Below are 12,085 nucleotides of genomic sequence, written 5' to 3'. Positions count from 1 at the left end.
TCAGCCCGACAGCGCTTCCAGCAGTTCGGTCTCGATCTGGATCTGCCGCGCGTTGTGCTGCAGTTCCGGGCCCTGGATGAGGAAGGTGTCTTCCACGCGCTCGCCCAGCGTGCTCACCTTGGCGAGTTGCACGTTGAGGTGGTGGCGCGAGAGCACGCGCGCGACCAGGTAGAGCAGGCCGGCGCGGTCGCTGGCGGAGATGTGCAGGATCCAGCGCTGGGCCTTCTCGTCCGGCCGCAGGGCCACGCGCGGGGTGATGGGAAAGCTCTTGACCCGGCGCGAGACGCGCTTGCGGCCGGGTTCGGGCAGCGCTCCGCCTTCCTCGATAGTGCGCGCGAGTTCGCTCTCGACCATGTGGGTGAGTTCGCGGTAGTGGCCGGCCTGCTCCGGTGCGACGATCTGGAAGGTGTCGAGCGCGTGGCCGTTGCTGGCGGTGTGCACGCGCGCGTCCAGGATGCTGAATCCCGCGCGGTCGAAATAGCCGCAGATGCGCGCGAAGAGATCCGGCTGGTCGGGGGCGTACACGGCCACCTGCAGGCCTTCGCCGGCCAGGGACTGCCGGGCGCGGACGACCGAGCGTCCCGCGCCCACGTGGCGGGCCATGTGGCGCGCGTGCCAAGCGATGTCTGCCGCCTCGTGCCGCATGAAGTAGCCGACATCCAGCGTGTCCCAGAGCTTCTTGTGGCCCTCGAAGGGCTGGGCGTTGAGCGCGAGCAGGACCAGCGCTTCGCGCTTGCGGGCCTCGACCTCGGCGGCGGCGTCCGGCGCGCGCCCGCCCAGCGTGCGCAGCGTGGCGCGATAGAGGTCCTCCAGCAGCTTGCCTTTCCAGGCGTTCCAGACCTTCGGGCTGGTGCCGCGGATGTCCGCGACGGTGAGCAGGTACAGGGCGGTCAGCCGGCGCTCGCTGCCCACGCGGCGGGCGAAGGCGGCGATGACGTCGGGGTCGGTGAGGTCCTGCTTCTGCGCCACCTGGCTCATGGCGAGGTGCTCGGCGACCAGGAATTCGACCAGCGCGGCGTCTTCCGCGGCCACGCCGTGCTGGCGGCAGAAGTGGCGCACTTCCTCGGCGCCGATGCGCGAGTGGTCGCCGCCGCGGCCCTTGCCGATGTCGTGGAAGAGGGCCGCGAGGTACAGCAGCCAGGGCTTGTCCCAGCCGCCGGCGAGCTGCGAGCAGAAGGGGTATTCGTGCGCATGCTCGGGCATGAAGAAGCGACGCACGTTGCGCAGCACCATGAGGATGTGCTGGTCCACGGTGTAGACGTGGAAGAGGTCGTGCTGCATCTGCCCGACGATGCGCCGGAAGGGCCAGAGGTAGCGGCCCAGCACCGACGTCTGGTTCATGAGCCGCATGGCGTGGGTGATGCCCACGGGCTGCTGGAGTATGCGCAGGAACTGCTGCCGGTTGACGGGGTCGCGCCGGAAGGCGGCGTCCATGACGCCGCGGGCGTTGTAGAGCGCGCGCAGCGTGCGCACCGACAGGTCCTTCAGTCCTTCCTCGGTTTCGTAGAGCAGGAAGGTTTCCAGGATGGCGTGGGGCTCGCGGTGGTAGAGGTCGTCGCTGGCGATCTCGATGAGGCCGGATTTGTCGTAGAAGCGCTCGTTGATGGGCCGCAGTTCGTGGGAGGGCGGCGAGATGCGTTCCTCGATGTTGAGCAGCAGGATCTGGCTGAGCTGCGAGACGGCCTTGGCCGCCCAGTAGTAGCGGCGCATGAGGCTTTCGCTTGCCCGCAGGCGCTGCCGCTGCCCTTCGGCGGCGGCCTGGTTGCGGTAGCCGAAGGATTCGGCCACGGCGGTCTGCAGATCGAAGACGAGCCGGTCTTCGTGCCGGCCGGCGATGGCATGCAGGTGCGCGCGGATGAGGAACAGCAGGGCTTCGTTGCGCTCGATCTGCCGTACCTCGAAGGCGGTGGCGAGGCCGTGGGAAGCGAGTTCCTTCCAGTTGCGGCCCAGGCCGCTGGCCCGTGCCACCCAGAGCACCGTCTGCAGGTCGCGCAGGCCGCCGGGCGACTCCTTGCAGTTGGGTTCCAGCGCGTAGGGCGTGTTCTCGTATTTGTTGTGCCGCTGCCGCATTTCCAGGGTCTTGGCGACCAGGAAGGCCTCCGGGTCCACCTGCGCGTCGTAGCGCTGCTGGAAATCCGCGACCAGGGCGGCGCTGCCGACGATGCGGCGGGCCTCCAGCAGGGAGGTCTGCACGGTCACGTCGGCGGCGGCCTCGGTCAGGCATTCGGCCACGGTGCGCACGCTGGAGCCGATTTCCAGGCCGGCGTCCCAGCAGCTGCCGATGAAGGCCTCGATGGCCGGGCGCAGCGGGCCTTCGCAGGCGGCCTCGAAGCCGTCGGGCAGCAGCACGAGCACGTCCACGTCGGAATAGGGGAACAACTGGGCGCGGCCGTAGCCGCCCACGGCCAGCAGCGCCAGGGTGTCCGGCAGGCCGGCCCTTTGCCACAGGGTGCGCAGCAACCGGTCGGCGAGGGCGGAGAGCTTGCCGAGCAGGGGGCGCACGCTGCGGGTGGACGCCCCCCTGGACTGCAGGCTGGCCAGCAGGGTGGCCTTGTCCTGCCGGTAGGCGTCGCGCAGGGGCTGGAGTTCCGAAAGCGTGGGCGGCATGGCGGGCGGGGAAAGGGGCGATGGGGGCGTCGTGGAGCGGTGGGCGGACATGGCCGCACCGCAAGCAAGAACCATGCTGCGCCTGTGCGCGCCGGCGCAGCCGTCAGGTCTTCACGGCGGTGACGAACGGAGGCAGCGGGGGAGAACCGGCCGACAGGGTGAGGACTTCGTAGCCCGTTTCGGTCACGAGCACCGTGTGCTCCCACTGGGCGGACAGGCTGTGGTCCTTGGTGACGATGGTCCAGCCGTCGTTGCCGTGCTCCTTGACCTCGCGGCGGCCGGCGTTGAGCATGGGCTCGATGGTGAAGGTCATGCCCGGCACCAGTTCCTCGAGCGTGCCGGGGCGGCCGTAGTGCAGCACCTGGGGCTCTTCGTGGAATTTCTTGCCGATGCCGTGGCCGCAGAATTCGCGCACGACAGACAGGCCGTGGCCTTCGGCGAATTTCTGGATGGCGTGGCCGATGTCGCCCAGGCGCGCTCCCGGCTTCACCTGCAGGATGCCCAGCCACATCGCCTCGAAGGTGAGCTGGCACAGGCGCTTCGCGGCGATGGAGACGTCGCCGATCAGGTACATGCGGCTGTTGTCGCCGTACCAGCCGTCCTTGGTGATGACGGTGACGTCCACGTTCATGATGTCGCCCTTCTTGAGGGGCTTGTCGTTCGGTATCCCGTGGCAGACCACGTGGTTGAGCGAGGTGCAGAGCGACTTGGGGTAGGGCGGGTAGCCCGGCGGCTGGTAGCCGATGGTGGCCGAGATGGTGCCCTGCGCGGCCATGCACTCGGCGGCGAGCCGGTCCACGTCGTTCGTGGTGATGCCGGGACGGATGTGGGGCGTGATGTAGTCCAGCACTTCCGAAGCCAGGCGGCAGGCTTCGCGCATGCCGGCGATTTCCTCGGCGGACTTGATGGTGATGCTCATGGCGGGATTATCCCATCGGGGGCCGTCCGGCGCCTCAACGGGGCGATGGCAACGGTGGCCAGCCGAAGCCGCCGGCCCGGTAAAATGGCGGGCTGCGCCGAACGCGCCGCGACGCCCAGGAGGAAGGCCCCATTCAGCGGCCCCGCCCGCCGGCCGCGGCCTCCCGCTCCGAGCCCTATCCCATCTCCCGCAACAGGCCGCCAAAGTGACCCTGCACCTTACCTCGTTCGAGGGCAGCAATGCCCTCAGCCCCTTCCGCGTCCAGCAGCTCCTGCCCCGCCTGCAGGCCATCCACGACCGCATCGGGGGGATCGCGGCCCGGTTCGTGCACCTGGTGGCCACCGACGCGGAGCCGACGCCCGCCGACCGCGAGCGCCTGGCGGCCCTGCTCACCTACGGCGACCCCTATGCCGGCCCGGATTCCGGCCCCGCCATCGTGGTCACGCCGCGCATCGGCACCGTGTCGCCGTGGGCCTCCAAGGCCACCGACATCGTGCGCAACTGCGGCCTGCACGTGCGCCGCGTGGAGCGGGTGACCGAATACCGGCTGTCGCTGCGCCCGGGCCTGCTGGGCGGCGTGCCCGCGCTCACCGAGGCGCAGAAGCAGGCCGTGGCCGCGCTGCTGCACGACCGCATGACGGAATCCGTGCTCTGGGACCGTGCCGGCGCGGCCGACCTGTTCACCGAACTGCCCGCGGCGCCCATGGAATTCGTGGACGTGCTGGGCGGCGGACGCGCCGCGCTGGAGGGGGCGAACACCCGCTGGGGCCTGGCCCTGGCGGACGACGAGATCGACTACCTCGTCAATGCCTTCACGTCGCTGCGCCGCAATCCCACCGACGTCGAGCTGATGATGTTCGCGCAGGCCAACAGCGAGCACTGCCGCCACAAGATCTTCAATGCGCGGTTCACCATCGACGGCCAGGAACAGGACAAGAGCCTGTTCGCGATGATCCGCAACACCCACCAGCTCGCGCCGCAGCACACCATCGTCGCGTACTCGGACAACGCCTCCATCATGGAAGGCAGCACCGTCGAGCGCTTCATCGCGCCGGCCGCCACGGGCCGCGCGGCGCAGGACGTGCCCGCCTACCGCAAGAGCGAGGCCACGCACCACGTGCTCATGAAGGTGGAAACGCACAACCACCCGACGGCGATCTCTCCGTTTCCCGGCGCTTCCACGGGCGCGGGCGGCGAGATCCGCGACGAGGGCGCCACGGGGCGCGGTTCCAAGCCCAAGGCCGGCCTCACGGGCTTCACGGTATCGAAGCTCTGGGGCGGCTGGAGCGACGAGGCGGGCGGCAAGCCGGAGCACATCGCGAGCCCGCTGCAGATCATGGTCGAGGGCCCGCTGGGGGGCGCGGCCTTCAACAACGAATTCGGCCGGCCGAACCTGCTGGGCTACTTCCGCGAATACGAGCAGGACGTGGCGGGCGTGCGGCGCGGCTACCACAAGCCGATCATGATCGCGGGCGGCCTGGGCGTGATCGACGCGGGCCTGACCACGAAGATCGAATTCCCGGCGGGCACGCTGCTGATCCAGCTGGGCGGCCCGGGCATGCGCATCGGCATGGGGGGCGGCGCGGCCAGTTCCATGGCCACGGGCACGAACGCGGCAGAACTGGATTTCGACTCGGTGCAGCGCGGCAACCCCGAGATCGAGCGGCGCGCGCAGGAGGTCATCAACCATTGCTGGGCGCAGGGCGCGCAGAACCCGATCCTGGCGATCCACGACGTGGGCGCGGGCGGGCTCTCGAACGCTTTCCCCGAACTGACCAACGACGCCGGCCGCGGCGCGCGCTTCGACCTGCGGGCCGTGCAGCTGGAAGAGTCCGGCCTGGCGCCCAAGGAGATCTGGTCCAACGAGAGCCAGGAGCGTTACGTGCTGGCGATCGCGCCCGAGTCGCTGGAGACCTTCCGCGCGTTCTGCGAGCGCGAGCGCTGCCCCTTCGCCGTGATCGGCACGGCCACGGGCGAGCGCCAGCTGGTGCTGGAAGACACGTCCGTGGAGAGCGGCGACCAGAAATTCCCCGTGGACATGCCCATGGACGTGCTGCTGGGCAAGCCGCCCAAGATGCACCGCGACGTCAAGACGGTGCGACGCGAGGCCGCGCCGATCGAGCTCACCGGCGTGTCGCTGCAGAAGGCGGTGATCGACGTGCTGGCGCACCCCACGGTGGCTTCCAAGCGTTTCCTGATCACCATCGGCGACCGCACGGTGGGCGGGCTGTCGCACCGCGACCAGATGGTGGGCCCGTGGCAGGTGCCCGTGGCCGATTGCGCCGTGACCCTGGCCGACTACCGCGGCTTCGCGGGCGAGGCGATGTCCATGGGCGAGCGCACGCCGCTGGCCGCGATCGACGCGCCGGCTTCGGGCCGCATGGCCGTGGCCGAGGCGATCACCAACCTGCTGGCGGCACCGATCGAGCTGCCGCGCGTGAAGCTGTCGGCCAACTGGATGGCGGCCTGCGGCGAGCCCGGCGAGGACGCCGACCTGTACGCCACCGTGAAGACCGTGGGCATGGAGCTGTGCCCGCAGCTGGGCATCAGCATTCCGGTGGGCAAGGATTCGCTGTCCATGCGCACCGTATGGACGAGCCCCTCCGGTAGCGGGAAGGATGACGGCGGCGCCGCGCAGAAGGTCACCTCGCCGGTGAGCCTGATCGTGAGCGCGTTCGCCACGCTGTCCGACGTGCGCGGCACGCTGACGCCGCAGCTTGACGCCATGGAGGAGGACACCACGCTGGTGCTGGTCGACCTGGGCAAGGGGCGTTGCCGCATGGGCGGCAGCATCCTGGCGCAGGTGCTGGGCCAGGAGGGCGGCGAGGTGCCCGACCTGGACGACGCGCAGGATCTCGTGAGGCTGGTGGATGCCGTGAACGCGCTGCGCGCGCAGGGCCGCATCCTGGCCTACCATGACCGCAGCGACGGCGGCCTGCTGGCCGCGGTGGCCGAGATGGCCTTCGCTGGACACGTGGGTGTGGCGCTGAACGTCGACCTGCTGGTGACGGAAGGCGACGGCATCGCCGACAGCCGCATGGAAACGGGCGACGCCAAGAACTGGGCGCAGCAGGTGAGCGCGCGCCGCGAGGAGCTGACGCTCAAGGCGCTGTTCAACGAAGAGCTGGGCGTGGTGCTGCAGGTGCGCACCGCCGAGCGCAACGAGGTGATGCAGACCCTGCGCGAGCACGGCCTCTCGAAGTTCAGCCACTTCGTCGGCAAGACGCGTCCCGCGGCGTCCGCCATGGATGTGGGCAAGGGTGAGCTGCAGGTCTGGCGCGACGTGAAGGCGGTGTTCAGCGCATCGCTGTCCGACCTGCACCAGGTGTGGGATGCCGTGAGCTGGAAGATCTGCCAGCAGCGCGACAACCCCGCGTGTGCCGATGCCGAGCATGCGGCGGCGGGTGCGCCCGACGATCCGGGCCTGCACGTGGCGCTGACGTTCGATCCGGCCGAGGATGTGGCGGCCCCGTTCCTGAACCTCGCGCGGCCGAAGGTCGCGATCCTGCGCGAGCAGGGGGTGAACTCGCACATCGAGATGGCCTACGCCTTCTCGGAAGCGGGCTTCGATGCCTACGACGTGCACATGACCGACCTGCAGGCCGGCCGCGCGAAGCTGGCCGACTTCAAGGGCGTGGTCGCCTGCGGCGGCTTCAGCTACGGCGACACCCTGGGCGCGGGGATCGGCTGGGCGCGCTCGATCACGTTCAACCCGGTGCTGGCGGAGCAGTTCCAGGGCTTCTTCGGCCGCGCCGACACCTTCGGCCTGGGCGTGTGCAACGGCTGCCAGATGTTCGCCGAACTGGCCGGCATCATCCCTGGCGCTGCCGCCTGGCCGCGCTTCACCACAAACCAGAGCGAGCGCTTCGAGGCCCGCCTGTCGCTGGTGGAGGTGCTGGAGTCCCCCAGCCTGTTCTTCGCAGGCATGGCCGGCAGCCGGCTGCCGATCGCCGTGGCGCATGGCGAAGGCTATGCGAACTTCGCGCGCCGCGGCAATGCCGCCCAGGCGATCGCGGCGATGCGCTTCGTGGACCACCATGGTGCCGCCACCGAACAGTATCCGTTCAACCCCAACGGCAGCGCGGGCGGGCTCACGGCGGTGACCACGGCGGACGGCCGCTTCACGGCCATGATGCCGCACCCCGAGCGCGTGTTCCGCAACATCCAGATGAGCTGGACCAGCGGCGACCGCAGCGCGCTGAGCCCGTGGATGCGCATCTGGCGCAACGCGCGCAAGTGGGTGGGGTGAGACGGTTCTGCTCGCGAAAATTTTCGTTGTTTATGTTGGGTATTTATTAAATTAATGTCCGGGAGCAATATTCCTGATGAAAATTGGGAACCAGTGCGACTTGGAAATTTATTTTTTGATGTTCAATGTAAACGATATGGGAATCATCGTGGGAGATTCGCGTGTCAAGGAAAGGCGTTTCCCAGCCATTGAGCGATCTTCAATGGCGCTTGTGCGCGGATTGGTAATTCATCAAACGGATTCGGAGGATGAATTTGCAGTGTTTGCCAGCTATGCTCGGGCAAATGCGAATGGCGCCCATTTTCTTGTTGCAAAAAATGGGTGCATTTACCAAACGGCCTCTCTGTTTCGAACTACGAGGCACGTAGGAAAAATAAAGGCCCGCTGCATGGCTGAACACCGATGCACACCCTCGGAAATCATCAGGTACCGGAAGTTCTCGCCAGATGCGACCAACCGGCTGGAGATGGTGAAGACTGTTCCGCAGCGCTATCCTTCCAACTTGGATAGCGTGGGAATAGAAATTGTCGGAAAATGCCGGCTGCCAGCCCACGTTCGCATGCCCGCAGGACTCACGGATATTGAAAAGAACTCCTTTATCGAAAAATTTGGTGTCTATGATCCGCTCACTACTGCGCAGCAAGGAGCTTTGCAGTATTTATTGAGGGGATTGGTCAGTACTCTGCACGTGCCATTGGAAGAGATTCATCGACATCCTGATGTCAGCTATAAGCAGAGAACCGAGGCTGCTACTGCTGTTCTGAAATGAGGTCGTCATACATATGTTCGCTTTGGCTTGTGTTGTCGGCCCTCTGGGCTGTTGGCGCCAACGCGGGAACAGAAAACCTTCCCTTCGCGCACGCGAAAATTCAGAAAATCTCCATCGAACGCCCTGCGGCCCAGGCGCGATTCGCTCCGGAAGTGGATTGCCGTGGTCTGGCGCTGGATGCCAGGCGGGTGAAATTTTTCCTGCAGCATGCCGCCCTGACGGACAGCGGCTCGTACCGGCGCAATGCCATCCTGGACGATTGCTCGGCGGATGCCACCGTGGTCTTTTCGGATGGCCGGACCGTGACGGTATCCATCGACAGCGGAACGGGATGGGGTGCGGTGAGCCGTGGGCAGCGGTCCCGGTTCCTGGCCTGCGAGGCGTGCGTGGATATCCTGCAGCCGGACTTTCCCTTCGATCCGAAGCGCAGGCCGTCCGACGCGGAGCGTTAGCTGCCGCCACGGCGCGGCCGGAAACGCGGCGTTGTTCCCGCCCGCTCAGCCCTGCTCGAGCGTGACGAGCCGGTTCCAGCGATGCACGAAGGCGAAGGCCTCGGCGGGCGGCAGGGGGCGGCTCAGGTAATAGCCCTGCACCTGGTCGCAGCCGAGCTCCATGAGCTGGTCGAACACTTCGGCGGTTTCCACGCCTTCGGCCAGGAGGCGGTAGCCCAGGGTGTGGCCGAGCTGGACCATGCCGCGCACGACATCGAGCGCGCGGGCATCGGTCCCGATGGGCCGGATCAGGGCCTGGTCGAGCTTGAGTACCTCGGCCGAGAGGTCGTAGAGGCACCCGAAATTGCAGTAGCCGGTGCCGAAATCGTCGAGCGCCACGCGCACGCCCATTGCGCGGGCCGCCTTGATGCCTTCCAGCGTGGGGCCTTCCGTCAGCACGGCGTTTTCGGTGCACTCGATCTCGAGGCGCGATGGGGCGAGCCTGTGCCGGGCGAAGGCATCCCGGAGCATGCCGGCGAACCCGGGCTGCTCGAGGTTGCGCGGCGACACGTTGATCGCCACGTCCACCTCCAGGCCGGCGTCTTCCCACGCGCGGACCTGCGCCAGCGCCGTGTGCAGCACCCATTCGGTGACGGCCTGGATGTAGGTGGTCTTTTCCAGCAGGGGAATGAAGTCGCCGGGTGACACCGTACCCAGTTGGGGATGGTCCCAGCGCAGCAGGGCCTCCATGCAGGTGTAGCGCGTGGAAGCACGCTCGAACTGGGGCTGGTACACGAGCCGGAATTCTCCCGCCATCAGCGCACGGGGGATGCTGGCCATCAGCTCGTAGGAGCGGCGGTAGCTGAGGTCCACCGCGGCGTCGTAGCTGCAGACCGCCGTGCCGGACATCGGCTGGTGGTAGAGCGCGGCGTTGGCGCGCCGCAGGGAATCGACGGCGTCCGCCGGCTCCAGCGTGAAGGGGGCCAGGCCGATGCGTCGCCGCTGGTTGATGACGATGCCCGAGCCCGTGGACAGCGGCGCGGCCAGGGTGTCCAGCAATTGCTGCGTGAATTGCGCCACGGTCTGTCCGTCGGTGTCCCGCAGCACGAGGGCCAGCCGGGCAACGCCGGTGTGGTACACGCGGGACTGGCTGCCGACGAAGCCGGCCAGCCGCCTGCCCGCCTCGTAGGTCAGCTGTTCGATGGGCTGCATGCCGATGGCGCGGGCGGCATCCATGATGCCGTCGTGCGGCAGGAGTTCGAGCAGGACCAGCACGCGCTGCTCGCCGGGCGCCGCCAGGCACAGCCCATGGAGGTCCTGCAGCAGTTGCGTCCGGTTCGGCAGCAGGGTGGATTCGTCCAGGCGCGCGGCGGCGCACTGCAGGTCGATCTGGGCCATCACCAGCGCGGCCAGGTCTGCCAGTTGCCGCTGCTGTGCGGTATCGAACGCACGGGGCACGGAGTCGATGAGGCACAGGCTGCCCAGGTGGTGGTGGCCCCGCAGGATCAGGGGCGCGCCGGCATAGAAGCGGATGTGCGGTGGCCCCTGGACGAGCGGATTGGCGGCGAAACGTGGATCCTGCAGCGCGTCTTCCACGACCATGACCTCGGAGGTTCGGATGGTGTGATCGCAGAAGGCATCCTCGCGGCAGGTTTCGCGGACCGGCAACCCGATCTGCGACTTGAACCATTGGCGGTCCGCGTCCACCAGGCTGACGAGCGCGATGGGAACGTCGAAAAGGCGGCTGGCCAGCCGGGTGATGCGGTCGAACTCCTCGGTCGGCGGAGTGTCCAGCAGACCGGTGGCCCGCAGGGCCGTCAGCCGTTGCTGTTCTGCGCTGATCGGGAGCGTCATGGAGGGGTGGAAATACGTGAGGAGGAGGCTGCCCGTCGGAAGAGAGAGCTGGACGATGCCCACAGTAGAGCATATTCAATTTTCTCAACCTTGGCTTTTGCAAGGGTGTTTCCTCTCGTGCATGCCGGCGGCGTACCCGGCATGGCCCCCATAATCGGCGCCTCTCAACCACGGAGCTTCGCATGGCCGGCGCCAGCCTTCTCACCCTGCTCGACGATATCGCCGCGGTGCTCGACGACGTCGCCCTGATGACCAAAGTGGCGGCGAAGAAGAGCGTCGCGATGGCCGACGATGTGTCGGTGATGACCAAGGCGGCCGCGCAGAAGACCGCCGGTGTGCTCGGCGACGACCTCGCGCTGAACGCGCAGCAGGTGACCGGCGTGCGCGCCGAGCGCGAACTGCCGGTGGTCTGGGCGGTGGCCAAGGGTTCGCTCGTGAACAAGGCCATCCTGGTGCCCGCGGCGCTGTTGATCAGCGCGTTCATTCCCTGGGCCGTCACGCCTTTGCTGATGCTGGGAGGGGCGTTCCTGTGCTTCGAAGGCGCGGAGAAGCTGGCGCACCGGTTCCTGCACCATGACGGCGCGGGAAAGGAAGCGGACCGCGAGGCCCACGCCCAGGCCGCCGCGAACGCCGCCGTGGACATGGCAGCCTTCGAGAAGGACAAGGTGCGCGGAGCGGTCCGTACGGATTTCATCCTGTCCGCGGAGATCATCGCGATCACGCTGGGCACGGTGGCCGGCGCGCCTTTCAGCCAGCAGGTGGCGGTGCTGTCGGGAATCGCGCTGGTCATGACCGCCGGGGTGTACGGGCTGGTCGCCGGCATCGTGAAGCTCGATGACGCCGGTCTCTGGCTCAGCCACCGCTCCTTCGGCGCCCTGCGCGTGCTGGGTCGCGGCATCGTGGCGACGGCGCCCTGGCTGATGAAGGCGCTTTCCGTCGCGGGGACCGCCGCCATGTTCCTGGTCGGTGGAGGCATCCTGGTGCACGGCCTGCCTCCGCTGCACCACGCGGTGGAAGGATGGGCCTCCGCTGCTGTGCAGGGCGGGCTCCTGCACGTGGTGGTGCTCAACCTGCTCAATGCCGCGAGCGGCATCGTGGCCGGCGCGCTGGTGCTGGCCGGCGTGACGCTCGTGCAACGCTGGCGCGGGCGCAAGGCCGGGACGCATTGAGACCCCGCATGGCCTTTTGATCTGTGGCAAGGCGGGCAGGGCGTTTTGCAAGCCCAATGCGTCCACGGGGGCCGTCCCCGTTCAACC

7 protein-coding genes are annotated in these 12,085 nt (G+C 67.8%); 4 read left to right on the top strand and 3 right to left on the bottom strand.

Annotated elements, in window-relative coordinates:
* Together BLR99_RS08915 and map are read right to left on the bottom strand one after the other, a co-directional pair.
* Positions 1 to 2,607, bottom strand: a complete 2,607-nt coding sequence (locus tag BLR99_RS08915; protein ID WP_041827507.1) for a [protein-PII] uridylyltransferase — start codon at positions 2,605 to 2,607, stop codon at positions 1 to 3.
* Positions 2,608 to 2,710: 103 nt separating this feature from the next.
* Positions 2,711 to 3,526: a type I methionyl aminopeptidase gene (gene map / locus BLR99_RS08910; RefSeq protein WP_011796174.1), complete on the bottom strand. Its 816-nt coding sequence runs from the start codon at positions 3,524 to 3,526 to the stop codon at positions 2,711 to 2,713.
* A gap of 205 nt (positions 3,527 to 3,731) precedes the next feature.
* Here map and purL point away from each other — a divergent pair, with 205 nt between their 5' ends.
* The 3 genes from purL (at position 3,732) to BLR99_RS08895 (ending at position 8,996) form a co-directional block, all read left to right on the top strand.
* Positions 3,732 to 7,775, top strand: a complete 4,044-nt coding sequence (gene purL / locus BLR99_RS08905; protein WP_011796173.1) for a phosphoribosylformylglycinamidine synthase — start codon at positions 3,732 to 3,734, stop codon at positions 7,773 to 7,775.
* 76 nt (positions 7,776 to 7,851) lie between these two features.
* Entirely contained in the window at positions 7,852 to 8,544 is a 693-nt protein-coding gene (locus BLR99_RS08900) for a peptidoglycan recognition protein family protein (protein ID WP_228193819.1), read from the top strand.
* 29 nt (positions 8,545 to 8,573) lie between these two features.
* Positions 8,574 to 8,996 (top strand): hypothetical protein, encoded by a 423-nt coding sequence (locus BLR99_RS08895; protein ID WP_228193818.1) that lies wholly within the window; start codon positions 8,574 to 8,576, stop codon positions 8,994 to 8,996.
* 45 nt (positions 8,997 to 9,041) lie between these two features.
* Here BLR99_RS08895 and BLR99_RS08890 read toward each other — a convergent pair whose 3' ends face one another.
* Positions 9,042 to 10,829, bottom strand: coding sequence for a putative bifunctional diguanylate cyclase/phosphodiesterase (locus BLR99_RS08890; protein WP_011796170.1), 1,788 nt, complete (start codon positions 10,827 to 10,829; stop codon positions 9,042 to 9,044).
* A 182-nt stretch (positions 10,830 to 11,011) separates the two neighbouring features.
* On the opposite strand from BLR99_RS08890, the gene BLR99_RS08885 reads away from it, so the two are divergent.
* Positions 11,012 to 11,998, top strand: coding sequence for a DUF808 domain-containing protein (locus BLR99_RS08885; protein WP_017438320.1), 987 nt, complete (start codon positions 11,012 to 11,014; stop codon positions 11,996 to 11,998).
* Positions 11,999 to 12,085 lie beyond the last annotated feature (87 nt).

Origin of the sequence: Paracidovorax citrulli (genome assembly GCF_900100305.1) — a bacterium.
GTDB lineage: Bacteria > Pseudomonadota > Gammaproteobacteria > Burkholderiales > Burkholderiaceae_C > Paracidovorax > Paracidovorax citrulli.
This window is presented reverse-complemented; position numbering and strand designations above follow the sequence as displayed.